This is a genomic window from Caballeronia sp. LZ024, from assembly GCF_031451455.1.
Classification (GTDB): domain Bacteria; phylum Pseudomonadota; class Gammaproteobacteria; order Burkholderiales; family Burkholderiaceae; genus Caballeronia; species Caballeronia telluris.
Genome location: NZ_JARUXL010000001.1, coordinates 1,683,541 through 1,708,584, shown reverse-complemented (window position 1 = coordinate 1,708,584; position 25,044 = coordinate 1,683,541). Strand labels below are relative to the sequence as shown.

Here is a 25,044-nt window from a genome sequence, read left to right as displayed (position 1 = left end):
TTCCTCGACGAGTGCGGTTTCAGGTGATGCGGCGGATGCTTTCGGCGATTTCCTCGCGCTCGAAGACGTTCTTCCAGTCGTCGCGCATGAGGCGCGGCTTGCCGAACTCGATCGCCTTGTTGCAGGCGTCGGAAAACGCGCCCGGAATTTCGTTGAAGATCACCGCGCCCAGGATGTTCATGTGGCCGAGCAGGAAATCGCGCGCCGCTTCCTTCGGCACGCCGCGCTTCACGGTTTCCTCCATCGCTTCGCGCATCACGTAGAGCAGGGTCGCGCAGATCGTCTCGGAGAGGCCCGGCTCCAGCAGCGCCATCTGGTCGACCGTCAGCCGGTACGAGCGCAGGATCGGCGCGTAGATCACTTTCGCGACCGCCTCGCCCAGATCGAACGCTTCCTCCGGGCCCTGCATCAGCGCGCTCGTGATCGACTGCTTCGCGTGGGCGCCGCCGAAGAAGTCGCGGCGCGCCTCGGTCGTCGATTCGTCGTTGAAGATCAGCGGATGGCACGGATGCGCGACGAAGTAGGTCAGGTCGGACCGGTCCGGCAGATGGCCGGCGAAGGGCGCTGCGGCATCGAGCGTCATCACCATCGTGCCGGGACGCAGCTTCGGCGCGATTTCGTGACTCAGCTTGCCGATCAGCGTGTCGGGCACGGCGAGGATCACGACATCGGCGCCGTCGATGGCCGCGTCCGCCGACACGCATTCGACGCCCAGGTCGTCCTTCAGCCGCTTTCTGCCGCCTTCGCCCGGCTCGACGTGCGCGACGCGGTAATCCGATTTCAGCAGGTTGCTGCTCAGGCGGTAGCCCATCTTTCCGCCTGCGCCAAAGAGTGCGATCTTTTCGGTCATTTCGTGGATCTCCAGAGAGTGAGCGCGTCGAAGCGCTTATTTCGTGTGCGAATGCGCGTTCAGGCCGACCGGGACGGACGCTTCCGCGGCCGGCCGACGCGAGGTCGTCGAGCCGATCGCGAACGCGAGTCCTGCGGAGAGCAGCATGAACGCCCCGACGATGAACATCGGCGCCTGATAGGAACCGGTCGCGTCCTTCACGGCGCCCGTGATGTACGGCGCGACGAAACCCGCGAGATTGCCGACCGTGTTGATGAGCGCGATGCCCGCCGCGGCCGCCGCGCCGGACAGGAAACGCGCGGGCAGCGCCCAGAAGTTCGGCAGCGCGGAGAAGATCGCGCAGGCCGTCACCGTGATGACGGCGATGCTCGCGGTCGGCGACTTCATGTAGAGCGCAAGCGGAATGCTCGCCGCGCCGATCAGCGCCGGGATGCCGATGTGCCAGGCCCGCACGCCGCGTTTGGTTGCGTTGCGGCTCCACAGGAACAGGGCGAGCGCGGCCGGCAGGTAAGGAATCGCGGTGATCAGGCCTTTCTGGAACACGTTGAAGTGCGTGCCGAACCGGCCTTCGAAGCCGCCGATGATCGTCGGCAGGAAGAACGCCAGCGCGTAGAGGCCGTAGATCAGGCCGAAGTACATCAGCGCGAACACCCACACGCGGCCGCTTGTCATCGCGGCGCCGGGACGCAGCGTGTGCGGCGCGGCGGCGACGGTTTTCGCGCGTTCCTCGGCTTCGAGTTCGGCGGTGAGCCAGGTCTGCTCGGCGGGCGTGAGCCATTTCGCCTGCGACGGGCGATCGGCGAGATAGAACCACGCGATGAACCCGACGATGATTGCCGGCACCGCCACGCCGAAGAACATGATCCGCCAGCCGGCGAGCCCGAAGGCGCCCTGCGCTTCGATGAGGAGCGCCGCGACGGGCGCGCCGATCACGATGGTGAGCGGCTGCGCGAGATAGAACAGGGCGAGGATGTGACTGCGATGGCGCGCGGGCACCCACATGCTGAGGAACAGGATCGCGCCGGGAAAGAAGCCGGCTTCCGCGACGCCGAGCAGGAAGCGCAGCGTGTAGAGACCCGGAATGCTGCTGACCCAGGTGAAGAGCAGGGCGACAATGCCCCACGTCACCATGATCCGCGCGAGCCAGCGGCGGGCGCCGAACTTGTGGAGCGCGAGATTGCTCGGGATTTCGAGCAGGATGTAGCCGATGAAGAACACGCCGGCCGCGAGTCCGAACTGCGCGGCGGTGAGACCGAGATCCTTGGTCATCCCGTTGGGGCCGGCGAAGGAGATCGCGGTCCGGTCGAGGAAGTTGATGAAGAACATCAGCGCCACGAAGGGCACGAGACGTAGCGACACCTTGCGTATGGCCGATTTCTCGACCGCCTGGAGATCTGCTGCACTTTGCATTTCGCCTCCTCCGACTACGTGGATGGATGTGGAACCGTCTTTTTGTTCTTGTGGTGTGATGAGTAGACCATGAGGTGTGATCAGTGGACATCGGGGATTACGCGAGGACGAAAAGCGGCGATTGAGTTGCGGGATTCGGCGCCGCGAAGCAAAGCGGCTGCTTCGAACGATCAAAGCAGCCGTGCGAGGGAAACCGTCTATGCAGGGATGTCGCAGGAACGCTTGGGCGCGGAAAACCGGACATTTGAACTTGGGACCTACACACAAAACTGCGATAATTTGTGTTATGTAAAGTAGAACGAACTGAGGCTGCGCGTCTAGTGGCAGCCAGTCCTTCGAAGCGCCGTGATGCTCGCGCCAAATCCCCTGTTCTGCGTCAACGTCCGCCAGCGAACCGTTCGACGCGCTTCAATCCGTCTCCCGCGCCCGTCCCAGCAAAAACTCACGCTCCCGCGCATTACGCGTCATCGCGGCAGCGCGTTCGAACTCGGCGCGCGCTTCGTCGCGGCGTCCGAGCTTCGCAAGCAGATCGGCGCGCACGCTCGGCAGCCAGTGGTAACGCGCGAGCGTCGGCTGCGCCGCGAGCGAATCGGCGATGTCGAGCGCCGCCTGCGGCCCGAACGCCATGCCGATCGCGACCGCGCGGTTCAACTCGACCACGGGCGAAGGCGCCACTTGCTGAAGCGCATCGTAGAGCGCGACGATCATCGGCCAGTCGGTGGCGTCGGCGCTCGGCGCGCGCGCGTGGCACGCGGCGAGCGCGGCCTGTAGCGCGTAGACGCCGCGCGCCCCGCCGAGCGCTTCCGAACGCCTGAGCGCCGCGAGCCCGCGCCGGATCAGTAGCGGGTCCCAGCGGCTGCGATCCTGATCCGGCAAGAGCACCGGCCGCCCCTCCCCGTCGACCCGCGAGCGCATCCGCGACGCCTGAATCTCCATCAGCGCGACGAGGCCGTGCACTTCGCTCTCGTCCGGCGCGAGTCCGGCGAGGATGCGTCCGAGCCTGAGCGCGTCTTCGCAGAGCGCGGGACGCAGCAGATCGTCGCCGGCGGTGGCCGAATAGCCTTCGTTGAAAATCAGGTAGATCACCTCCAGCACGGACGAAAGCCGCGCCGCGCGCGCATCCGCCTTCGGCACCTCGAACGGCACGCGAGCCGCCGACAGCGTGCGCTTCGCGCGCACGATGCGCTGCGCGATCGTCGGCTCGGCGACGAGAAACGCCCGCGCGATCTCGTCCGTCGTGAGCCCGCCGATCAGGCGCAGCGTCAGCGCGACGCGCGCGTCGAGCGACAGCACCGGGTGGCAGGCGGTGAAGACGAGCCGCAACAGATCGTCGCCGATGTCGTCCTCGCGCGCGGCATCTAGCGCATCGACGAAATCGGGCACGACGTGCATCTCGAGCGCATCGAGCTCGCGGCCCAGTTCCTCGTGCTTGCGGGCGTGCAGCGCCTCCTGTCGCAGGCGGTCGAACGCGCGGTTCTTCGCTGTCGTCATGAGCCACGCTCCCGGGTTGTCGGGCACGCCCGTTTCGCTCCAGCGCTCGAGTGCGGCGACGAGCGCATCCTGCGCGAATTCCTCGGCGAGCGCGACGTCGCGCACGATGCGCGCAACGCCCGCGATCACCTTCGCCGATTCGATCCGCCAGACCGCTTCGATCGCGCGATGCGTCGCGCTCGCGCTGTCGGTCTGGCTGCCCGCCGCTGGCTTCACCACGTTCAGGCGGCTTCCGGTGCCATGTGCACGAGTTCCCAGATGTGGCCGTCGAGATCCTCGAAGCCGTGTCCGTACATGAAGCCGTGATCCAGCGGCGGCCGCGGCGCGCGCCCGCCCGCCGCGACGGCCTTGGCGACGAGTTCGTCCACTTCGACGCGGCTCTCGCACGACAGGCACACGAGCACTTCGGTGCTTTGCTCGGCGTCGACGATCGCCTTCGACGTGAAGCCCTGGAAGAAATCCTCGACCAGCAGCATCGCGAAAATGTTCTCGCCGATGACGAGGCACGCACCCTTGTCATTGGTGAACTGCGGATCGAAGCTCAGGCCGAGCGCCTTGAAGAAGGTCATCGAACGCTTGAGGTCCTTGACGGGCAGGTTCACGAAAATCTGCTTGTGCATGGCGGTCAGTCTCCGGTTGGTGAGCGCTTCAGTGCGCTTCGGCGAGCGTTTTAAGGTCGTTCAGGCCGTCTTCGAAATCCTTTCCGACCATGCGGTCCATGATCGAGAAGGCCTGCATCAGTTTCGCGACGCGTTGCATCGCCTTCGGGCTTTTTGGCGAATTCGGCCATGTTGTGTGCTGCGAGCGGCGTGCAGGCCGCGACGCACCCGCGCGGCCTCCTGTCCTCACAACGTTCGAGGCCGGGCCGAATCGACACGCCGCATCAAAATTACCGGCCCGACGTCCACGCACGCTTCAGGTAAAGCACGGCCCAACCTTGCGGACTTCGACGGTGCACCACTCGGCAGCCGGGCATTCGGCAGCAATCGCTACCGCTTCGTCGCGCGTGTCGACGTCGAGCAGGAAAAATCCGCCGATCATCTCTTTTGCCTCTGCGAACGGGCCGTCGACGAGTCTCGCCTCGCCGTCGCGCTTCTGCAGACGCACGCCATCTTTGTCCGACGCGAGCGACTCGGCCGCGCGCAGCACGCCGCGCGCCTCTAGTTTTCCGGCGAATTCGAGCATGCGTCCGTAGACGGCCCGGCCCTCTTCTGCGGTGCGCTGGCCGCGTTGTTCGCGCGGTTCGACGATCAAAAGCGTGTAAGCCACGAACATCTCCAGAAAAAATTTGCCGTGTCCCAAGTTACCCCGGCGCGCGCGTGCAGGCAATACTACCGGGCCTGTGCGCTTTATTCAGACGATTGTTTATTTATCATACGTTACGAGTAGTTACGGCCTTTTACGCACTGTTACGGCCGTTTATTAGTACTATTCCGCCCAAGCCGGATGTTTTTTACCGCATCGTCCGACTGCATCGGTCAGAAATACGTCTTCGCGAACCCGCAGGGCGACGCTGAACCGGACCCCAGCCGTCCCACGGGCGGCACCGCCATCGTTCGCGCACTGGCTTCCAGGCTGTGTTTCAGCCCGATCGCCGCGCCAACGGTCCTCGCCATGCCGGCCGTCGACGTTCTTCACGAACGCGACCCGCGCCTGCTCTGAATCCCGACGCTGTGCGTCGCCGGGCGCTACGTTCGTCGCGCACCGGTTCACGTTCGTTCCGATCACCGATGAAAAATAATCCTCTCGTTCTTTCTTCGCTCGCCATCGCCCTGGCGGGTGCACTCGCCGGATGTGGCGGCGGTTCCGACAGCGCGGATGTCGCCGCAACCGCGAACGCGCAGAACAGCGCCGGCACCAGCGATGCCGCCAATGTGAAGGCCACCGCCAATGCTGCCGTGAACCCGACGATCTCGTGCGTGTCTCCGTCGGCGGCGCCCGCGCAGTCCGGTGGCGCGAAAATCACCGCCGACAGCCCGAGCGCCGACGCCACGCGGCTCTATCCCGCAGGCAGCAAGTTCAAGGTCTCCTACACGACGCGTCCGGGCGCGGCCGACACCTTCAAATGGGCGATCTACAACACGTACAGCAAGGTGGTCGCGAGCGGCAGCTTCGCCGTGCCCGCCGCCGCGACGACGACCACCCTCACCTGCACGTCCACGCTCGCGGGCTTCTTCGCGCTGACGGGCACGCTGCAAAAAGCGGGCGGTCAGGTCGAGACCTCGGGCACGCGCCCGAACGGCTTCGCGAGCTTCGGCGTGCTGCCGAACCTCGCCGGCACGCTGCCGGCCGTGACCTACGCGAACCAGGACCAGCATCGCTTCGGCATGCAGGGCTTCAACGGCAACGCCGCGATGCTCGCCGCGCTCGGCATCACCTGGAACATCGACGACCGCCAGATGTCCGTGATGGAGCCGAACGGCCGCAATACGTTCACCTCGGCGATGAACAATCTCGATCCGACGTTCACGTCGGGCAAGGTGATGCGCCTCGTGCGCCTCGACGGCATTCCGGCCTGGGCGAGCGGCCACGGCCTGTCGCCGGACTACGGCTACGCGCCCGCCGACCTGAACTACTACGCGAACTACCTGGGCCGCGTCGGCGCCGAGACCGAAGCGATCCGCGCGCGCTATTTCCCGCAGCAGTCGGCGAACTATTACCAGGTGACGTGGGAGCCGTACATCCTGTGGAAGGACACGGACGCGAACTTCGTCGCGCTCTACAAGGCCGCGTATCAGGGTCTGCATTCGAGGGACCCGAAGGCCGTCGTGATGGGCCCGGCCGAGCCGTTCCCGTCGCTCACGACCGAGCGCCTGAAGCGCCTCGCGCCGCTCGGCTTCGCGAACTACATCGACGGGGTCGCGACGCACGGCTACTACGACGCGGGCACCTCGCCTTCGCATCCGCCGGAGCGTCATCACACCGACGCGAATGCCGCCGATGCCGCCAACTCGCTGCCGAACGAAATTCGTGCGCTGCGCGCGGAAATGAACGCGCAGTACAAGCCGGGCATGAAGCTCTTCGTGACCGAGACGGGCATCAGCTATGACCTCGGTTCGAACTACGGCCCGAACTACCCGAGCTCGAACATTCTCTTCGCGCAGAGCGCGGTCGTGGCGCGCACGCACCTGATCCTGCTCGGCGAAGGCGCGGACCAGACCTACGTGTTCTTCGGTCCGGACTTCCCGGGTGAAGTCGGCTACGGCACGTTCTTCGACCTCGACAATCCGCAGGCCGCGTTCGGCACGCAAAACATCAGCCCGAAGCCCGCCGCGATGACCGTCGCCGCGATGACCCGCATCCTCGACGGCACGACGACGCTCGGCCCCGTCAAGGGCACGCCGTCGGGCGTGTACGCCTACTCGTTCCAGCAACTGGGCGGCGGCAAGGTGATCACCGCGCTCTGGACGCACAACAACGCCGTGTGGGACGCGAGCGTCGGCTTCAGCGCGACGTACAGCAAGGCGTACCAGTTGAGCGTCGATGCGCCGGGCACGAGCGGCACGGTCCAGCTGATCGACGCGATGGGCAACGTCTCGAACGCGACCTACACGAACGGCGCCGTCACGCTGACGCTCACCGAGATGCCGCAATACGTGGTGTCGGGCAACGCCAGCATCGCGAAGAACAACGCGACCAAGCCGGCCGGCTACGTCGGAAGCTGAGCGCGCGTCAGGCCGAACGCAACACGACTGCTTCTCGAAAAACCCGGGCCCTTCAGCCCGGGTTTTTTTATTCGCTGTCTCAATTAGCGCTGCGACCGAATGCAGACGCGCGACCCGCTTCGTCGCGTCATCTCGTTATTGACAGCGAAAGCGCTGCGCCCGCATACTCTGTCGCATGCACGCAAGCCGCCTTCTCTCCATCGTCCCGATTAATATCCCAATGATCGCCACTGGCGGGTCATCGGGAGAACGCGTGCGCTAGCAAGACTCGAGCAAACCGATTCGTTTTCCGAAGGCCCCGCCGAAAGACGGGGCCTTTTGTTTTGCGCGTGCGACTCCGTCTTGTTCGGCTCACTAGTGGAGAAGAGCAATGGACGAAGTTCTCAGGCAAGTCACCCACGCAAGGCGTGGTTCGAAGGCGCGGGTCGTCGAGTATTTCGAGGTGCAGCCGCGCCAGACGCTGTCATGGCGGCTCGCGCGCGATGCGGAATTGCGCGTCGACGAAGCGGCGCTCTGGCTCACGCGCGAAGGCGATCCCTACGACTACTGGCTCTTGCCGGGCGATGTCGCGCTGCTTACGCGCGGCGAGCGGGTGTGGGTGTCGTCGGATCGGGAGCGCACGATCGAGGCGTCGCTCACGACTTACCGGCGCACCGGCCTGACGCAGGCCGGCCGCTGGCTCGCGCGGATCTGGCCGCGCATCGCGCGCAGCAGCAACGCCAGTGCGTTCTGACTCAGGGCCCGATTCAGGGTCGCACGTCGGCATACACGCAGCGGAAGTTCGCCGCTTGGTCGATGCTGCCTTTGCCGATGTAGCGCGGATACGCAGGATAACGACACATCGGCCGGGAGCGGCCGTTGGTCGTCGGCGCGATGTCGGTGCCGACGAGCGTTTCGGGCGCGATGCCGTCCGTGACCCAGCGGTCGAGCGCGCCGAGTTCGTCCCACGCCGGGATGAACACGCCGTTGCCGTGCTGAAAGCCCGGCACCATGTAGAGGCGCATGAACGCATCGACGCCGTCCTGCGTGAAGCGGTCGACGAGCAGCCGGTAGAACGTGATCGTCTGGTTCGGGCTGATCACTTCGTCGGCGAGACCGTGCATGGCGATCAGCTTGCCGCCGCGCGCGATGAACCCTGTGAGATCCGTGTTCATCGCGCCGACGGTCGCCGAAAGCGCCATCAGCCGCTGCCGGTAGCGTCCCGGATTCGCGATGTCGAAGCCGATGCTGTTATAGCTCAGGTCGCGCGTGACGAAGTGCTTGATGTACGCGTCGCCCTGCGCGAAGAGATAGCCGTTGACGGCGAAGCTCGGCGGGCTCACGAGCACGGGCGAATCGCCGAGGCCGAGCACGCCCGAGAAATCGACGCCCTGATAGACGTTGTAGCCCGGATAGTTATCGACGCCGAACGCGAGCAGATAAGGCAAATTCAGCCCGTCGCGCAGCGTGGCGAGCGTGGCGAGTTGGGCATCGGACAGGCAGCTGTCGCGCAGCGACGGCCGATGGCCGTTCGCGCACCGCAGCTGCGCGATGATCTTCGGCTCCAGCTTGCGGCACGCTTCCACGTTGCCGACGATGCCGTCCGCGGCGTTGTCGAGCTTGTCGCATTCCTGCAGGACGGTTTCGATCACGCGCCGCTGCTGCGCGAGCCCGACGAAGCCGCCCGGCTTGCCATACGACGCCTGCCCGACCTTCACGCCCATCAGGCGCGCGCCCGAAAAGTTGATGGCGGGCGCATTGGCGATCACGCCGTCGTAATCGTTCGGATAGCGCTCGGCGACGGTGAAGCCCTCGCGCCCGCCCGTCGAGCCGCCCGCGAAGTAGGTCTTTTCCGGGCTGCGGCCGTAGCCGAGCTGGATGAGCGCGAGCGCGACGTCGTGGGTTTTCTTCAGATGCCCGAAGCCGAAGTTGAGGATCGCTTCGTCGTTGGCGGCGAAGTCGGCGCGGCCCGAATTGCCGACGTGGCCCGAATCGGAGCCGAAGGTCGCGTAGCCTTTGGCGAGCGGCGTCGAGTCGGGCGCGAACGGCATCGGTTCGGTGCCGCTCACGAGCACGCCGCTGTAGCCGCCGCCGCCCATCTGCAGCGCGCGGCCGTTCCAGCGGCTCGGCAGGTTCACTTCGAAGCGGATGTCGGGCGTGTTGTCCTGCACCGCCTTGATGCTGCCGACGATCCGGCAGTACTCGCCGTTGCGGTTGCCCGGCGCGGCGGCCTTCACGACCGACGCGGACCAGATGGACGCGCCGCGCGTCGGCAGGCCGATCAGCGATGCCGGCACCTCCTTGCTTTCCAGATCGGCGCAATGCTTCGCGAGATAGGATGCGGCGTGCGCGCCCGTGCTTGCCGCGAGTGCGAGCACGGTGGCACTGGCGACGCGCCATGCCAAGCGCAAGCACCGGCGCGCGAGGGACCCGGCGCGCGACGTCACTGGCGAGCGCGCAATTCGGGCGTGCGACGCGGGGCTTCGGCGTTGTTCTTATCGACGGCGTTCATGGGGCAAAGCGTAAGGGCGGGGTAAGCCGAAACCCCGCTGCGCGGGTTCGAATGCCGCTCAATATAAAGAAGTGGTTCAGTCGGTGCAATCGGGAAAGAAACAGGAGCGACCTGGAATGGCGAGGATTTCGGACGATGACTTGAGACGCGCGCAGCCTGCGCGCAAAAGACAAACGCCGGGTCGAAACCCGGCGTCCTTTGGTGGAGGCGCGTTCCTATCGGCCGCTTTCCGCCAGCGCGATGCGCTCGCCGGCGTCGTCGCGCACGCTCGGCGGTTCGTCCTTCGCATGCGCGAGGCTGAAGCGCTCGTTGGGTGCGGTGCCGTTCAGATGGAAATCGCCGACCGCCGCCTCGCGCTGGATCGCCGGATTGTGCGAAGCGATCACGCGCGCGTTGCGCCAATGCCGGTCGAGGCGCCGCGCTTCGCTCGTCGCGCTCGCCCCGCCGACCTCGAACAGCAGCGTCGACGCTTCCAGCACCTGCTCGATCACGATCTGCTGCGCCTTGTAGACCTGGATGTCGAGCGCAATGTAGTCGTCGGCGGTTGCGCGGCCTTCGGCGCGCGCACGATGCACGTTCTCCAGCGCCGCCGACACCGCGTCGACCACGCTTTCCGCCGCGAACGCAAGACTGGCGAGCCGCCCGACCACGCGATGCACGAGCGGATTGTCGCGCGGACTGGAACGGCCCGGCACGCCGAAGGTCCGGGTGCGGCCCTGCACGAACGCGACGCCGTCGCGCAGCACCGCCCTCGCGATGCCCGCGAGCGTCGCGAGATGCACGGTCTGATAGAACGCCGTCACGATCGTGTTGCGGCGCGGCTCGGACGCCTTGAAACGATGAAGAATCTGGTCGTCTTCGACGCGCACGTTGTCAAAGCGCGTCGTGCCGCTCGCCGTCAGGCGCTGGCCGAAGCCGTCCCAGTCGTCCAGACGCGCGACGCCCGGCGCATCGCCGCGCACGAGCAGATGCACGTCGTCGCGGCCGTCGTGCGCCGTCACGTTGATCCAGTCCGCGTAGAGCGCGCCGGTGCTGTAGTACTTCTCGCCGTTCAAGAGCCACTGGCCGCTCGCGCCGTCGGGCGTGATCGTGACCGTGTTGTGCGTCGAGCCGGTGCGCTCCGAGATCGCCGCGCCGACCGTTTCGCCCGCCGCGATGCGCGACAGCCAGCGCTCGCGCGCCGCTTCGTCGTCGCTTTCCAGGCGCATTTCGATGAAGCCGAAATTCAGCCGCAGGATCTGCGGCAAGTTCGAATCCGCTTCGCCGAGCCGCGTCAGCAGGCGGAAAAACTGCGGCAGCGTCGCGCCGCCTCCGCCGTATTCGCGCGGCACCCGCAGCGCCGTAAAACCGGACGCCTTAAGCCATTGCACCGCGTCGCGCGCCAGTTCGCGCTTTTGCTCGCGCTCGACCGCGCCCGCCGCGATGCGCTCGAACACGCCGGAGAAGCGGTCGAGCAGTTGCGCGTCGCTCGCGGCTGGAATCGTCGTCATGAGGCTTTCTCCACATCGGTTTTCGTTGCGGGAAAGCATAAATTCGACGCTGCGCCGCGCAAACGACGCAATTCTGCTAACGATATACGACGAACCGGCGTGCTTATTCGCCGTCCCATTCGCCGCGCAGGTCGCTGTCCTGCAAGAGTTGCAGCAGCGTTTCGGCGGGCCGGCTCAGATGTTTCGCCCCGAGCGCAATGAATTCGACTTCGGGCAATTCGGGCAAGGCCGCGCGATTGACCGGCGGCGCGAGCCCGCGCCCCGCCAGGAAATGCGATCGCACCGTGAGCCCGAGGCCGCCGCGCGCCGCCGCGATGCAGCCCGCATGGCTGCTGCTCGTACAGACCATTTGCCAGCGGGCGCCCGCCATCGCGAGCGCATCGAGGACGACGGCGCGCGTTACGCTCGGCTCCGCGACGAGAATCAGCGGCAGCGGCGAATCCAGATCCACCTCGGTGCCGGGCTTCGCGAGCCATTCCAGCCGTCCGCTGAAGAGCCGCGTGCCGCGCGCGTCGCCGAGACGCCGCTTGCCGACCGCCAGGTCGATCGCGCCGGCGTCGAGCAACTGATAGAGCTGGCCCGTCATCCCGATCGTGATTTCGAGTTCGACGTCCGGATGCGTGCTGCGAAACGCCGCCAGCACGCTCGGCAGCGGCCCGAGCGCCAGATCGTCCGACGAACCGAGGCGCACGCGCCCGCGCAGGCGCGGCGAACGAAACTGCGATTCGGCGTGCGACATCGCTTCGAGGATCACGCGCGCGTGCACGAGCATCGCTTCGCCGTCGGCGGTGAGCGCGAGCGAATGGGTGTCGCGCGTCATCAGTCGCCGCCCGACGCTTTCCTCCAGACGCCGGATGTGTTCGCTCACGCTCGATTGCGTGAGACCGAGCTGACGGCCGGCGTCGGTGAAGCTGTGCGACGCGGCCACCGTCGCGAAGGTGTTCAGCCAGACTGGATTGAGCATGACCCGATTGTGATCGGAATTGCCGATGACAGTCAATGCGGCTAGAAGGGTTCCCGATAACGCCCGGATTCACTACCATGTCGTGACGGCTCCGCCCCACGCTTTTCCCCGCATCCATCCATGACCAGACAGTCTTCCCACACGGCCCTTCTCTGGATCGTCGCCGTCGGTTTTTTCATGCAGGCGCTCGACACCACGATCGTCAACACCGCCCTGCCCTCCATCGCTCACAGTCTCGGCGCGCAGCCGCTCGCGATGCAGTCGATCGTCGTCGCCTACACGCTGACGATGGCGCTCCTCACGCCCGCGTCCGGCTGGCTCGCCGACCGGTTCGGCACGCGGCGCGTGTATTTCGTCGCGATCCTCGTGTTCGTGGTCGGTTCGCTCTGCTGCGCGAGCGCGCACTCGCTGAACCAACTGGTCGTCGCGCGCGTGCTGCAAGGCATCGGCGGCTCGATGCTGCTGCCGATCGGACGCCTCGCCGTGCTGCGCAGCGTGACGGGCGAAGCTTACGTGTCGGCGCTCGCGGTGATTTCGATTGCCGGCCAGGTCGGCCCGATTCTCGGCCCGACGCTCGGCGGCTGGTTCGTCGAATCGATTTCCTGGCACTGGATCTTCCTCATCAACGTGCCGATCGGCGCGCTCGGGCTCGCGGCGGTGCATCGCTATCTGCCCGACGACGCCATCGCCGATTCTCCGCCGTTCGACTTTCTCGGCTGCGGGCTGCTCTCGCTTTGCATGGTCGCGTTTTCAATCGCGCTCGACAGCCCGGTGGAGGAACATCGCGCCGCGGTCGCGGCCGGTCTCTTCGTCGTCTCGGCGCTCGCCGCGCTCGCCTATATCCCGCACGCCCGGCGGCGCCGGAACCCGCTCTTCCAGCTCGCGCTCTTTCGCGAGCCGAACTTCAGCGTCGGGCTGATCGGCAATCTCGCCTGCCGGATCGGGTCGAGCGCGGTGCCGTTCCTGCTGCCGCTTCTGATGCAGCTCGAACTCGGCTACAGCCCGCTCCATTCCGGCCTCATGATGCTGCCCGCCGCGTTCGCCGGCACGGTCGCGAAGGGCTGGATCGCGCCGCTCGTCAAGCGCTATGGCTACGAGAGCTTCCTGCTCGTGAACACGATCCTGGTGGGCGCATCGATTGTCGGCTTCGCGGCGTTTTCGCCGGGCACGCCGCTCGCTCTGGAGATTGCGATCCTCGCCGTGTTCGGCGCCTGCAACTCGATGCAGTTCGCGGCGATGAACAGCGTCACGTTGAAGGGCCTTTCGATCCGCGATGCGGGCAGCGGCAACAGCCTCTTCTCGATGGTGCAGATGCTGGCGATCGGGCTGGGCGTGTCGATCGGCGGCGGCCTCGTGCAGGTGTTCGACGGCCGGTTCGGCTCGGCGGCGCTCGGTTTCCGGCTGAGTTTCGTTTGCGTGGGGCTCATCACGCTCGCGTCGGCGCTCGTGTTCCGCCGGCTCGATGCGTCGCCGCAACCGGCGCAGAGCGCGGCGGCCATCCGCTAGCCTGGGTAGCCTGGCGCTTCAGCAGGTTCAGGGCGTCGAGGCTAAGCTATCGGACTCGGCTTAACCATCACTGACCCACACTCGGAGTCCACCGTGCAATATCGCAAATTCGGCAGCACCGGCCTGACTGTTTCGCGTCTGTGCCTCGGCACGATGACGTTCGGCTTGCAGACGGAAGAAGACGTGTCGCGCAGCATCATGGACCGTGCCGCCGACGCCGGCGTCAATTTCATCGATACCGCCGATGTCTATCCGCTCGGCGGCACCGAGGCGGTCGTGGGACGCACAGAGGAAATCGTCGGCCGCTGGCTTGCGGGCAAGCGCGAACACTACATTCTCGCGACCAAGGCGGTCGGCAAGATGGGACCGGCGCCGTGGGACCAGGGCGCGTCGCGCAAGCACTTGCTCGACGCCATCGACGCGTCGCTCAAGCGGCTGAATACCGACTACGTCGACCTGTACCAGTTGCATTCCGACGACCGCGAAACACCGCTCGACGAAACCCTCGAAGCGCTCGATACCATCGTGCGGCACGGCAAGGCGCGCTATATCGGCGTGTCGAATTTTCTGGCGTACCGGCTTGCCCTCGCGCTCGGGCGCTCGGATACGCTGCGGCTCGCGCGTTTCGTGTCCGTGCAGCCGCGCTACAACCTGCTGTTTCGCCAGATCGAGCGCGAACTGCTGCCGCTCGCCGCCGACGAGAATCTCGCCGTGATCCCGTACAACCCGCTCGCGGGCGGTCTCCTGACCGGCAAGCATCGCCACGACGCGGCGCCGAGCGAAGGCCGCTTCACGGCGACCGTCGGCAAGGCAGGCGAAATGTACACGCAGCGCTACTGGCACGAGCGCGAGTTCCGGACGATCGAAAAGCTGAAGGGCATCGCCGGGGAGTCGGGCGAATCGCTCGCGAAGACGTCGCTTGCGTGGGTGCTGGCGAATCCGGCAGTGACCTCGGCGATCATCGGCGCGAGCCGGCCGGCGCAGCTCACCGACACGCTCGCCGCGATCGACCTCGCACTCGATCCCGCGCTGAAAGCGAAACTCGACGAGGCGACGGTCGAATACCGGTTCGGCGATGCGACGCGCTGAAGCGTTTCGGCTCGGGCTCCGTCAGTAACGCGCGATGTCGCGACTTTCGAGAATCGGCGACGGCGCGCCGCGCTTCGCCACCGCGAGCATCGCGCGACCGACCTGCTCGGTCGTGACGATCGCGTTCGGAAAGAGCCGCTGCAACAGCGGCAGCACCGGGCGAGTGATCGAGTAGGCCGACTGATAGAGCGCAGTCTTCGAACGCACGCCGTGCATCGGCACGATCGCGCCGGGGCGGAACATGTACGCCGCCTTGAACGGCAGCCGCAGCAGCGCGTTTTCCGTGCGGCCCTTCACGCGCGCCCACATGCTGCGGCCTTGTTCGGTGCTGTCGGTGCCGGCGCCCGTCACGTAGACGAAGGTCATCTGCGGATCGAGACGCGCGAGCGTTCGCGCGGCGGCCATCGTCAGGTCGTAGGTCAGACGCGTGTAGTCCGCTTCGCTCATCCTGAACGACGAGACGCCGAGGCAGAAAAAACACGCATCGAAGCCGGCGAGTTCGCGTTCGATCGACGCGTAATCGAACATGTCGCGATGCACGATCTCGCGCAGTTTTTCGTCTTCGACGCCCGTCGCCGAGCGGCCGAGCGTCACGACACGATCGACATCCGGATCGCGCAGACATTCGCGCAGAACGCCCTGCCCGACCATGCCGGTCGCACCGAACAGCAGCACTTTCATCGCTCTCTCCTCGCCGTGGCCGGCGCGCGCGGCGGCGCGGTCATGCGCGCGTTCAGGATTCCTTCCAGCGAATAGACGGCGAGCGCCGCCCAGATCGCGCCGTAGCCGAGCAGCCGGTCGTGGCCGAACGGCTCGCCGTAGATCACCACGCCGATCAGCAATTGCAGCGTCGGCGTCACGTATTGAATCAGTCCGAGCATCGAGAGCGGGATGCGTCGCGCGCCGGCTGCGAACAGCAGGAGCGGAATCGCGGTGATCGGGCCCGCCGCGGCGAGCAGCAGCTTCACGCCCCACGACGCCTGGCCGAACCCGCTCGTGCCGTGCGTCCCGATGAACGCGAGATACAACGCGGCAACCGGACACAGCAGCATGGTTTCGAGCGTCAGGCCTTCGAGCGCCCCGAGACGCGCGGTCTTGCGCAGCAGTCCGTAGCCGCCGAAGGTCAGCGCCAGCGCGAGGCTGACCCACGGCGGCGCGCCGTTCACCCACGTGAGCCAGGCGACGCCCGCTCCGGCGATGGCGACCGCCACCCACTGCAGCGGCCGCAGCCGTTCATGCAGAAATGCCATCCCGAACAGCACATTGATGAGCGGATTGATGAAGTAGCCGAGACTCGCCTCGACGATACGGCCTTCGTTGACCGCCCAGATGTAGATACCCCAGTTCGTCGACAGCAGCACCGCGCTCGCCGCGAAGCGCGCAAGCTGGCGACGGTCGCGCATGACGGGACCGAGCCAGCGCCACTGGTGACGCACGGTCAGCACGACGAGCAGGAAGATCATCGACCAGGCCATCCGGTGGGCGAGCATTTCCACGGCGCCGATCGAATGCAGGGTCTTGAAGTAGATCGGAAACAGGCCCCATACGGCGAAAGCCGCGAAAGCGTAGGCAACTCCTGGATTCATGTCGTGTGTTCGGTGGGACAGCGGTTCTGGACGAGCGGGAGCGATTGAAACACGAACTCGTCGCGCGGAAGTGTCGGATTTTAGTCGACTCGGGATGGGTTTCCCCGAGTGTCCCTGATCGCGCCGGGTCGCTTGCTTGAACCGCACCGGCGTTTTACGTTCGAACCCAGGCACGAAGCCGCGCGGCAAGCCGTTGAAAGGCGCGTGCTAGCATGGGTCCGGCCCGCTTATTGCGGCGCCGCAACACAGCGCCACGCCGCTCCGCCCCGACTTTTCGACTACACATGAATCAGAATCCGGTCCATCAGCACTTCTTCCATATCCTGCTTCTTGTCGTGACGGTCGCCCTCGGATGGATCCTGCTGCCTTTTTTCGGCGCGGTCTTCTGGGGCACGATACTCGCGATCCTGTTTCAGCCGATGCAGCGCTGGCTCACCATCCGCTTCGGCAAACGGCGCAATCTCGCGGCCCTGACGACGCTCGTGCTGACGATCCTGATCGTGATCCTGCCGCTCACGGTGGTCGCGGGCACGCTCGTGCAGGAAATCAGCCTTGCGTACACGCGCATCAAGACGGATCAGCCGAATTTCACGACCTATTTCCGGGACGCTTTCCATGCGCTGCCGCTGTCGGTGCAGCATCTGCTCGGGCGCTTCGGTCTCGACGACATTCCCGGCATCCAGCGCCGCCTGACCGAAGGCGCCGCGCAGATCAGCCAGTTCGTGGCGGCGCAGGCGCTGAGTATCGGCCAGAACACCTTCCAGTTCGTCATCAGCTTCGGCGTGATGCTCTATCTCGTGTTTTTCCTGCTGCGCGATGGCGGTGAGATCGGCCGGCGCATCCGCCGCGCGCTGCCGCTCGACGAGCCGCACAAGCAGCACCTGATCGCGAAGTTCACGACGGTCGTGCGGGCGACCGTCAAGGGCAACATCGCCGTGGCGGCGGTTCAGGGCCTGCTCGGCGGGCTCATCTTCTGGATTCTGGGCATTCAAGGCGCGCTGGTCTGGGGCGTGCTGATGGCGTTCCTGTCGCTCTTGCCCGCGGTCGGCGCGGCGCTGGTGTGGGTGCCTGCCGCCGCCTATTTCTTCATGACGGGCGATATCTGGCGCGGCGTGATTCTGGTGGCGTTCTGCGTGGTGGTGATCGGTCTCGTCGATAACGTGTTGCGGCCGATCCTCGTCGGCAAGGACACGCGCATGCCCGACTGGGTCGTGCTGATCTCGACGCTCGGCGGGATGGCGCTCTTCGGCATCAACGGGTTCGTGATCGGACCGCTGATCGCCGCGCTGTTCATGGCGAGCTGGGATCTGTTTTCCCAGGGCGAGGAAACCGCACGAGGCGAGTGAGGCGGATCGCACAAAAAAAACCGGCTCGAAAGAGCCGGTTTCTGCTTGAACGACGTGACGCCTTATCGCCCTTCGTGCGTTGGCACGTACTTGCACTCGAAGCGCTTCCTGACCGTCCCGTTTTCGTCGACGCTTTCCAGATACACGTCGAATTGCCACAGCCGCGCCATGTGCTTGAGCACTTCGTCGCTGTCGTTCGAGAGATGGCGGTTGTCCGTCATGAAGTGACGCAGCGTGAGACTGCGGTCGCCGCGCGTATTCACCGAATACACCTGGATGTTCGGCTCGCGGTGATGCATGTCGTATTGCCGCGACAGCGCCTGCCGCACATAGCGATAGCCGCTTTCATCGTGGATCGCCGAGACTTCGAGCGCTTCGCGCATGTCGTCGTCGAGGATCGAGAAGAGACGCATCTCGCGGATCAGATGCGGCGACAGATACTGCGCGATGAAGCTCTCGTCCTTGAAGTTGCGCATGGCGTAGTGCAACGACTCCAGCCAGTCGCTGCCGGCCAGTTCGGGGAACCACTCGCGGTCTTCATCGGTGGGATTTTCGCAGATGCGGCGAATGTCGCTCATCATCGAAAAGCCGAGCGCGTACGGATTGATGCCGCTGTAATACGGCTTCGTCACGGGCGGCTGATACACGACGTTGCTGTGCGAATGCAGGAACTCCATCATGAAGCCGTCTTCGAGCCGGCCTTCGTTATAGAGCGTGTTGAGCAGCGTGTAATGCCAGAAGGTTGCCCAGCCTTCGTTCATGACCTGCGTCTGGCGTTGCGGATAGAAGTACTGCCCCACCTTGCGCACGATGCGGATCACTTCGCGCTCCCAAGGCTCCAGAAGCGGCGCATTCTTTTCCGCGAAATACAGCAGGTTCTCCTGCGGCTCGGGCGGATAGCGGCTTTCGGTTTCCTCTGCGGTGTGCTCCTTCTTGTTCGGAAGCGTGCGCCAGAGTTCGTTGACCTGCGATTGCAGATACGCTTCGCGCTCGCGGCGCATCGCCGCTTCTTTCGCGAGCGACAGTTTTTGCGGCCGCTTGTAGCGGTCCACGCCGTAATTCATCAGCGCATGGCACGAATCGAGCAGCTCCTCGACGCGGTCGAGCCCGAAACGCTCCTCGCACTCCGCGATGTAATTCTTCGCATAGACGAGGTAGTCGATGATCGCGTGCGCGTCCGTCCACAGCCGGAACAGGTAGTTGCCCTTGAAGAACGAATTGTGGCCGTAGGCGGCGTGCGCGATCACGAGCGCCTGCATCGTCATCGTGTTCTCTTCCATGAGATACGCGATGCAGGGGTTCGAATTGATGACGATTTCGTACGCGAGGCCCATTTGCCCGCGCCGATAGCTCTTTTCTGTCGATAGAAAGTGTTTCCCGAACGACCAGTGCCGGTAGTTCACCGGCATGCCGACCGACGCGTACGCATCCATCATCTGCTCGGCGCTGATCAGTTCGAGCTGGATGGGATACACATCCAGCTTGTACCGCTCGGCGACGCGCGCGATTTCGGTGTCGTACTCCTCGATCAGTTCGAAGGTCCAGTCGGACGGGCACGGCAACGGCCTCTTTTCCGCAACATTCATGCTGCCTTCCTTCCGCCCCGCGTGGGGCGCGCTCCGTTGCTCCGCTTCCAGCTTCGACGGTGAGCGGTCGTCCGCGCTGCCGTCCAGGTTATACCCACGCGCTTCATTATGCAGATGCCTTGTCGTCATGCAGCCGCCTGTTGTTTCTCGAACAGTTCGCGGAAGACCGGATAGATGTCCGCCGCCGATTCGACCTTTTTCATCGCAAGCTCGGGCGCGGTGAGCGCCAGTTGCGCGTATTCCAGCCACAGGTTCTGCTCTTCGGGCGCTACTTGAATATAGGCAAAATACCGCACTTTCGGCAGGATGTCTTCCGACAGAAGCTTGCGGCACTTGGGCGAATCGTCGGTCCAGTTGTCGCCGTCGGAAGCCTGTGCACCGTAAATATTCCATTCAGTCGGCGAATAGCGCTCGTCCATGATCTTCTTCATGAGTTCCAGCGCGCTCGATACGACCGTGCCGCCGCTTTCGGTCGAATGGAAGAACGTGTCTTCGTCGACTTCCTCGGCGCGCGTGTGGTGGCGGATGAACACCACCTCGATCTTCTCGTAGTTCCGGTTCAGGAATAGATACAGCAGGATGAAGAAGCGCTTGGACAGGTCCTTTCTCTGCTCGTCCATCGAGCCGGAGACGTCCATCAGGCAGAACATCACCGCCTTGCTCGATGGCGTCGGCTGCTTCACGCGGTTCACGTAGCGCAAGTCGAACGGATCGATGAACGGAATGCGCGTGATGCGTCCCTTCATGATGACGATGTCGGCTTCGAGCCGCGCGATGTCTTCGGGATCGCCCTTTTCTTCCTTCAGCGTCTCCAGCTGGCGTTCCATCTCGCGCAACTGGCTCGACAACGGCGAACCGAGCGCGATGCGCCTGCCGAGCGCGCTTCGCAGCGATCGCACGACGTCGATATTATTCGGCGTGCCTTCGGCCGCCCAGCCTGCACGCACGTTCTTCCACGTCGGCACGGCGAGCAACTGGGTCTTGACGAGCCGGGGCAGTTCGAGATCGTCGAAGAAATACTGCATGAATTCCTCGCGCGACAGCTCGAACACGAAGTCGTCCTGCCCTTCGCCCTCGTTGCTGGCGGTCTTGCCGCCGCCGCTGCCGCCGCCTTGCGGGCGCTGGATCTTGTCGCCGCGAATGTAGTCGGCGTTGCCCGGGTGGACGAGTTCACGCTTGCCGCCAGGACCATGCCGGAACGACGGTTCGGCGATGTCCTTCTTCGGAATCGTGATGCTCTGGGTGTTTTGAATGTCTTTGATGCTGCGGTCGCGCACCGCGTCGGAGACCGCGCGGCGAATGTAGTTCTTCACGCGGCGCAGAAAGCGTTCGCGGTTGGCGATGCTCTTGTTCTTGCCGGCTAACCTGCGGTCGATGATTTGGTGCAGCACATCCAGTCTCCCGCGTTATCAAGCGAGGAAAGCGAGGCGCTGCGCGGACTTCCGCCCGGGCAATGGCCGGGGCGGCTGCCTCGGTCACGCCTCGCAAGGCGCCCGCGCCGGGCCGCTTCGAATCGAAGCGGTTTGGCGCGGACCTGATACGTAGGGTTTCACGATCGTGTCATGCCGTTTCCCGTGCCTCGGTCACGACGACTTGCGCACGCGCAGATACCAGTCGCAGAGCAGCCGCACCTGCTTCGGCGTGTAGCCCTTCGCGACCATCCGGTTGACGAAGTCCTCGTGCTTGCGCTGTTCTTCCGCCGACCCTTTGGCGTTGAACGAAATCACAGGCAAAAGTTCTTCGGTGTTCGAGAACATTTTCTTTTCGATCACCACGCGCAACTTCTCGTAGCTGATCCACGCCGGATTCTTCCCGCCGTTCGCCGCCCGCGCGCGCAACACGAAATTCACGATCTCGTTGCGGAAATCTTTCGGGTTGCTGATGCCCGCGGGCTTCTCGATCTTCTCCAGCTCGGCATTGAGCGCCGCGCGGTCGAAGCTCTCGCCGGTATCGTGATCGCGGAACTCCTGATCCTGAATCCAGAAGTCGGCGTAGGTCACATAGCGATCGAAGATGTTTTGTCCATATTCCGAATACGACTCCAGATAAGCGGTCTGGATTTCCTTGCCGATGAATTCAGCGTAGCGCGAAGCCAGGACGTCCTTGATGAACGACAGGTACTTCTGCTCCGTCTCCGGCGGGAACTGCTCGCGTTCGATCTGCTGTTCGAGCACGTACATGAGGTGCACCGGATTGGCCGCGACCTCGGTCGAATCGAAGTTGAACACACGCGACAGAATCTTGAACGCGAAGCGCGTCGAGACGCCGGTCATGCCTTCGTCGACGCCCGCGAAGTCGCGATACTCCTGATACGACTTCGCCTTCGGGTCCGTGTCCTTCAGGTTCTCGCCGTCATAGACCTGCATCTTCGAGAAGAGACTGGAGTTTTCCGGTTCGTGCAGGCGCGTGAGCACGGCCATCTGCGCCATCATCTTGAGCGTGCCGGGCGCGCACACCGCTTCGGCAAGCGACGAGTTGCGCAGGAGCTTCTCGTAGATCTTCACCTCTTCGCCGTAGCGCAGGCAGTACGGCACCTTCACGACGAAAATCCGGTCGAGCAGCGCCTCGTTGTTCTTGTTGTTGCGAAACGCCTTCCACTCCGACTCGTTCGAGTGGGCGAGTATCACGCCGTCGAACGGAATCGCGCCGAAACCTTCCGTGCCCTTGAAGTTGCCTTCCTGGGTGGCAGTGAGGAGCGGATGCAGGACCTTGATCGGCGCCTTGAACATTTCGACGAATTCGAGCAGGCCCTGGTTCGCGAGACACAGGCCGCCGGAGTAGCTGTACGCGTCGGCGTCGTCCTGCGAGTAGGTTTCGAGCTTGCGGATATCGACCTTGCCGACGAGCGAGGAGATGTCCTGGTTGTTCTCGTCGCCCGGTTCCGTCTTCGCGATGCCGATCTGACGAAGGATGGACGGGTAGCGGCGCACGACGCGGAACTTGCGGATGTCGCCGTTGTATTCGTGCAGGCGCTTGACCGCCCACGGGCTCAGGATGCTCTTCAGATACCGGCGGGGAATGCCGTACTGTTCTTCGAGCACGGGGCCGTCTTCGTCGTAGTCGAAGAGACCGAGCGGCGATTCGTTCACGGGCGAACCCTTGATCGAATAGAACGGCACGCGCTCCATGAGTTGCTTCAGCCGTTCGGCGATCGACGACTTGCCGCCGCCCACGGGACCGAGCAGATACAGGATCTGCTTCTTCTCTTCAAGACCTTGCGCAGCGTGCCGGAAATACGACACGACGTGTTCGATCACTTCCTCCATTCCGTAGAACTCGCGGAATGCCGGATACACCTTGATGACCTTGTTCGCAAACACACGCGATAAACGCGGATCGAGTCGTGTGTCGACCTGCTCGGGGTCACCGATGGCCGTCAACATGCGTTCGCCCGCTGTTGCATACGTGGCAGGATCTTCTTTGCAGAGCGCGAGGTACTCTTCGAGCGAGAATTCCTCCTCTCGTGTTTTTTCGAAGCGGGTCGCGAAACTGCTGTAGATATCCATGCTACCTCCTCGCCGAAGTCAGAAAACGTTGCCGTGCGCTACGCGCGTAATCGAAACGACATCGCTTGAATTCATCCTAAACCCTTTCGAATTTTTTTTCACGCACTTGCGTGCGTGATTTGCTTCGAAGAATTCCTAGCTTGGTGGATTATTTTCGTTCACCTACAATCCTCAGTCCCGATGTCCCTATCGTGTTACTGCAAGCCTCGCCCGCCTGTTCGCTTCACCTCGTAGCAGCACAGTTATCCACAGCCACGACGGGTTTCACTCGACGTGCCATTGCGCGCGAACGGACGCTGCGTTGTCGGTCGCATCGTTCATTCCCATACGTTTGCCTGCCGCGTTCCGATGCAGTTTCGCGTGGGGATTTCCATTCTGTTGCATGAATTGCCGGCGTCGATTGGCTTGTAATTTTCGCTTACCTTTATTCATTCGCATCCGGCATTACGTGCGTGCAGTGCCGCGCCAATCGATACCCTTTACAAGTTTGTGGATTTAACTGCGCTCGTTACCGATATCGATGATGCATCGCGGGACTGCTGCGTCAGTCCAACAGTCGATCCGCGTCGCTGGTTCACACGAGCGTCAGTTCGATCTCGCCGACGCGGTCGATCGAGCCACGCACCACGCCCGGCACTTCGACACGGTAAGCGCCGGTATAAGTCCCGGTCGTGACGGTCCAGAACGGCTCGACGGTCAGCCCGCGCTGCGAGCAATGATTGGCGAACCAGACGAGCAGTTCGCGCGGATCGCCCGCCGGGTTGCCAACGCCCGCCGGCACGATCGAGACGCCGTCGAGCGTCAGATCGAGGCGCGGCGCGAGGAAGTCGAAACCGGGCGCGATCACGTTGTAGGGTTCGATCCCGCCGACGACGAGCGCACCGTTGTTCTGCGCATCGGCGAGTTGCGCGAGCGGCGCGAGATTCGGCCACTGCGCAAAGCGGCTGTCGACGATTTCCAGCGCCACCGCCATTCCGCCGAGCGCGCCGAGCACCTCTTCCCGCGCGTAGGGTTCGGGGCGCGGCGGCAGCGCCCGCTCGAAGCGAAACGCGATCTCCAGCTCGATCAGCACGCGGAAGAACGACGCGATGTCGAGCCGCCCGGGCGAGGCGTAGACGAGCGATTCGTCGATAGGCGCGCCCGCGGGCGGCGCCGACGGCGTGCGCGCGCCGATCTTCCACGCGCCGATGCGCGCTCCCTTGAGCCGCAGGACCTCATGCTGGATCGCGTAGGCGGCGCCGGCATCTTCGGGGATGTCGCGGGCGGCGATCTCGTCGATCAGCGCGTGCTGCTCGCGGGCGTGCAGGAGTTGCGCGGCCAGTCTCGATTCGGTCATGTCGGAAGTCCTCGGTGAAGGTTGAAGCACGGTACTCGCAGTGTACGAGTTACCGGGGCCCTTCTGCGGACTCGCTTCCACTTCCCGCCCCACGCGCAAGACGCTGCTACAAAGACAAACGCGCGCCGCGAAAGGATTCGCGGCGCGCGTCGTCGAGTGTCATGGCCGGTCTCGGACCGGATGACGAGGCTTAGAACGTTTCCCAGTCGCCCGCGACGCTCGCCACGGCGGCAGCCGGGCTGGCAGACCGCGGGGCGGTCGAAGTCGAGGTCGAGGTCGAGGCCGGTGCACGCCTGAACGAAGCCGGAGCCACCGACGCGCGCGGCGCCTGCGGACGCTTCGGCGCCGCGCGCGCCGGGACGGGTTGCTGAACGGCGTTCCCGGCGCCTTCGGCCAGCTGGAACACGGCGACTGCCTGCCGCAGCCGTCCCGCCTGATCTTCCAGCGATTGCGCCGCCGCAGCCGCTTCCTCGACGAGCGCCGCGTTCTGCTGCGTCACCTCGTCCATCTGCGTGACGGCGCGCGCTACCTGATCGATGCCGCTGCTTTGCTCTTCCGATGCCGCCGCGATCTCGCCCATGATGTCCGTCACGCGCTGCACCGCGCCGATGATCTCGTTCATCGTGCGGCCTGCTTCGTCGACGAGCGTCGTGCCCGACTGCACGCGCGACACCGACGTGTCGATCAGTTCCTTGATTTCCTTCGCCGCCGCCGACGAGCGCTGCGCG

At 64.6% G+C, this 25,044-nt stretch carries 20 protein-coding genes and 1 pseudogene; 6 read left to right on the top strand and 15 right to left on the bottom strand.

Features of this window, described 5'->3' with window-relative positions:
* Positions 1 to 19: 19 nt before the first annotated feature.
* The 5 genes from QCE48_RS07820 to QCE48_RS07800 all read right to left on the bottom strand — a co-directional run bounded on the left by QCE48_RS07820 (position 20) and on the right by QCE48_RS07800 (position 5,020).
* Positions 20 to 850 carry a phosphogluconate dehydrogenase C-terminal domain-containing protein gene (locus tag QCE48_RS07820; protein ID WP_309785361.1) on the bottom strand — a complete coding sequence of 277 codons (831 nt, stop codon included), beginning with the start codon at positions 848 to 850 and terminating at the stop codon, positions 20 to 22.
* 36 nt (positions 851 to 886) lie between these two features.
* On the bottom strand, positions 887 to 2,260 hold the full coding sequence (locus QCE48_RS07815) for an MFS transporter (protein WP_309785362.1): 1,374 nt from the start codon (positions 2,258 to 2,260) through the stop codon (positions 887 to 889).
* A gap of 408 nt (positions 2,261 to 2,668) precedes the next feature.
* Entirely contained in the window at positions 2,669 to 3,967 is a 1,299-nt protein-coding gene (locus tag QCE48_RS07810) for an RNA polymerase sigma factor (RefSeq protein ID WP_309788244.1), read from the bottom strand.
* A gap of 5 nt (positions 3,968 to 3,972) precedes the next feature.
* Entirely contained in the window at positions 3,973 to 4,371 is a 399-nt protein-coding gene (locus tag QCE48_RS07805; protein ID WP_309785363.1) for a VOC family protein, read from the bottom strand.
* Positions 4,372 to 4,666: 295 nt separating this feature from the next.
* Positions 4,667 to 5,020 carry a YciI family protein gene (locus QCE48_RS07800; protein WP_309785364.1) on the bottom strand — a complete coding sequence of 118 codons (354 nt, stop codon included), beginning with the start codon at positions 5,018 to 5,020 and terminating at the stop codon, positions 4,667 to 4,669.
* 177 nt (positions 5,021 to 5,197) lie between these two features.
* Between QCE48_RS07800 and QCE48_RS07795 the strand changes: the two genes are divergently transcribed.
* From QCE48_RS07795 to QCE48_RS07785, 3 genes are all read left to right on the top strand, one after another.
* Positions 5,198 to 5,413, top strand: coding sequence for a hypothetical protein (locus tag QCE48_RS07795; RefSeq protein WP_309785365.1), 216 nt, complete (start codon positions 5,198 to 5,200; stop codon positions 5,411 to 5,413).
* A gap of 68 nt (positions 5,414 to 5,481) precedes the next feature.
* Positions 5,482 to 7,416 (top strand): hypothetical protein, encoded by a 1,935-nt coding sequence (locus tag QCE48_RS07790; protein ID WP_309785366.1) that lies wholly within the window; start codon positions 5,482 to 5,484, stop codon positions 7,414 to 7,416.
* Positions 7,417 to 7,786: 370 nt separating this feature from the next.
* Complete coding sequence (locus QCE48_RS07785) at positions 7,787 to 8,149, top strand: DUF2917 domain-containing protein (RefSeq protein WP_309785367.1); 363 nt, start codon at positions 7,787 to 7,789, stop codon at positions 8,147 to 8,149.
* 13 nt (positions 8,150 to 8,162) lie between these two features.
* Here QCE48_RS07785 and QCE48_RS07780 read toward each other — a convergent pair whose 3' ends face one another.
* From QCE48_RS07780 to QCE48_RS07770, 3 genes are all read right to left on the bottom strand, one after another.
* Complete coding sequence (locus QCE48_RS07780) at positions 8,163 to 9,806, bottom strand: tannase/feruloyl esterase family alpha/beta hydrolase (protein WP_404982643.1); 1,644 nt, start codon at positions 9,804 to 9,806, stop codon at positions 8,163 to 8,165.
* A 316-nt stretch (positions 9,807 to 10,122) separates the two neighbouring features.
* Positions 10,123 to 11,397: an acyl-CoA dehydrogenase family protein gene (locus QCE48_RS07775; RefSeq protein ID WP_309785369.1), complete on the bottom strand. Its 1,275-nt coding sequence runs from the start codon at positions 11,395 to 11,397 to the stop codon at positions 10,123 to 10,125.
* A gap of 103 nt (positions 11,398 to 11,500) precedes the next feature.
* The gene (locus tag QCE48_RS07770; protein WP_062640866.1) at positions 11,501 to 12,361 is read right to left on the bottom strand and encodes a LysR family transcriptional regulator; all 861 of its coding nucleotides are present in this window, start codon (positions 12,359 to 12,361) and stop codon (positions 11,501 to 11,503) included.
* Positions 12,362 to 12,472: 111 nt separating this feature from the next.
* Here QCE48_RS07770 and QCE48_RS07765 point away from each other — a divergent pair.
* Together QCE48_RS07765 and QCE48_RS07760 are read left to right on the top strand one after the other, a co-directional pair.
* Positions 12,473 to 13,867 (top strand): annotated as a pseudogene (locus tag QCE48_RS07765) (DHA2 family efflux MFS transporter permease subunit); the annotation flags it as partial.
* A 93-nt stretch (positions 13,868 to 13,960) separates the two neighbouring features.
* The gene (locus QCE48_RS07760; RefSeq protein WP_309785370.1) at positions 13,961 to 14,956 is read left to right on the top strand and encodes an aldo/keto reductase; all 996 of its coding nucleotides are present in this window, start codon (positions 13,961 to 13,963) and stop codon (positions 14,954 to 14,956) included.
* A 21-nt stretch (positions 14,957 to 14,977) separates the two neighbouring features.
* Here the strand turns inward: QCE48_RS07760 and QCE48_RS07755 are convergent, their stop codons facing one another.
* Entirely contained in the window at positions 14,978 to 15,637 is a 660-nt protein-coding gene (locus QCE48_RS07755; RefSeq protein ID WP_309785371.1) for an NAD(P)H-binding protein, read from the bottom strand.
* A complete protein-coding gene (gene rarD / locus QCE48_RS07750) occupies positions 15,634 to 16,542 on the bottom strand; it encodes an EamA family transporter RarD (RefSeq protein ID WP_309785372.1) in 909 nt (302 codons plus the stop codon). Before rarD ends, QCE48_RS07755 begins: the two co-directional genes overlap by 4 nt.
* Positions 16,543 to 16,826: 284 nt before the next feature.
* Between rarD and QCE48_RS07745 the strand changes: the two genes are divergently transcribed.
* Positions 16,827 to 17,888 (top strand): AI-2E family transporter, encoded by a 1,062-nt coding sequence (locus QCE48_RS07745; RefSeq protein WP_309785374.1) that lies wholly within the window; start codon positions 16,827 to 16,829, stop codon positions 17,886 to 17,888.
* A 62-nt stretch (positions 17,889 to 17,950) separates the two neighbouring features.
* On the opposite strand, the gene QCE48_RS07740 is transcribed toward QCE48_RS07745, so the two are convergent.
* The 5 genes from QCE48_RS07740 to QCE48_RS07720 form a co-directional block, all read right to left on the bottom strand.
* Entirely contained in the window at positions 17,951 to 19,603 is a 1,653-nt protein-coding gene (locus QCE48_RS07740; protein WP_309785375.1) for a SpoVR family protein, read from the bottom strand.
* Positions 19,600 to 20,865 (bottom strand): YeaH/YhbH family protein, encoded by a 1,266-nt coding sequence (locus tag QCE48_RS07735; RefSeq protein WP_309785376.1) that lies wholly within the window; start codon positions 20,863 to 20,865, stop codon positions 19,600 to 19,602. Before QCE48_RS07735 ends, QCE48_RS07740 begins: the two co-directional genes overlap by 4 nt.
* A 192-nt stretch (positions 20,866 to 21,057) precedes the next feature.
* Entirely contained in the window at positions 21,058 to 22,980 is a 1,923-nt protein-coding gene (locus QCE48_RS07730; RefSeq protein ID WP_087631008.1) for a PrkA family serine protein kinase, read from the bottom strand.
* A gap of 574 nt (positions 22,981 to 23,554) precedes the next feature.
* The gene (locus QCE48_RS07725) at positions 23,555 to 24,316 is read right to left on the bottom strand and encodes a hydratase (protein WP_309785377.1); all 762 of its coding nucleotides are present in this window, start codon (positions 24,314 to 24,316) and stop codon (positions 23,555 to 23,557) included.
* A gap of 190 nt (positions 24,317 to 24,506) precedes the next feature.
* The coding region (locus tag QCE48_RS07720) for a methyl-accepting chemotaxis protein (protein ID WP_309794108.1) at positions 24,507 to 25,044 on the bottom strand (538 nt) is incomplete at its 5' end.

Bases quoted from the DNA above. Each gene is read 5' to 3' on its own strand.
- QCE48_RS07755 (WP_309785371.1), bottom strand. From the start codon at position 15,637: ATGAAAGTGCTGCTGTTCGGTGCGACCGGCATGGTCGGGCAGGGCGTT.
- QCE48_RS07805 (WP_309785363.1), bottom strand. From the start codon at position 4,371: ATGCACAAGCAGATTTTCGTGAACCTGCCCGTCAAGGACCTCAAGCGT.
- QCE48_RS07725 (WP_309785377.1), bottom strand. From the start codon at position 24,316: ATGACCGAATCGAGACTGGCCGCGCAACTCCTGCACGCCCGCGAGCAG.
- QCE48_RS07785 (WP_309785367.1), top strand. From the start codon at position 7,787: ATGGACGAAGTTCTCAGGCAAGTCACCCACGCAAGGCGTGGTTCGAAG.
- QCE48_RS07790 (WP_309785366.1), top strand. From the start codon at position 5,482: ATGAAAAATAATCCTCTCGTTCTTTCTTCGCTCGCCATCGCCCTGGCG.
- QCE48_RS07740 (WP_309785375.1), bottom strand. From the start codon at position 19,603: ATGACGACAAGGCATCTGCATAATGAAGCGCGTGGGTATAACCTGGAC.
- QCE48_RS07770 (WP_062640866.1), bottom strand. From the start codon at position 12,361: ATGCTCAATCCAGTCTGGCTGAACACCTTCGCGACGGTGGCCGCGTCG.
- QCE48_RS07730 (WP_087631008.1), bottom strand. From the start codon at position 22,980: ATGGATATCTACAGCAGTTTCGCGACCCGCTTCGAAAAAACACGAGAG.
- QCE48_RS07795 (WP_309785365.1), top strand. From the start codon at position 5,198: ATGTTTTTTACCGCATCGTCCGACTGCATCGGTCAGAAATACGTCTTC.
- rarD (WP_309785372.1), bottom strand. From the start codon at position 16,542: ATGAATCCAGGAGTTGCCTACGCTTTCGCGGCTTTCGCCGTATGGGGC.
- QCE48_RS07775 (WP_309785369.1), bottom strand. From the start codon at position 11,397: ATGACGACGATTCCAGCCGCGAGCGACGCGCAACTGCTCGACCGCTTC.
- QCE48_RS07745 (WP_309785374.1), top strand. From the start codon at position 16,827: ATGAATCAGAATCCGGTCCATCAGCACTTCTTCCATATCCTGCTTCTT.
- QCE48_RS07815 (WP_309785362.1), bottom strand. From the start codon at position 2,260: ATGCAAAGTGCAGCAGATCTCCAGGCGGTCGAGAAATCGGCCATACGC.
- QCE48_RS07820 (WP_309785361.1), bottom strand. From the start codon at position 850: ATGACCGAAAAGATCGCACTCTTTGGCGCAGGCGGAAAGATGGGCTAC.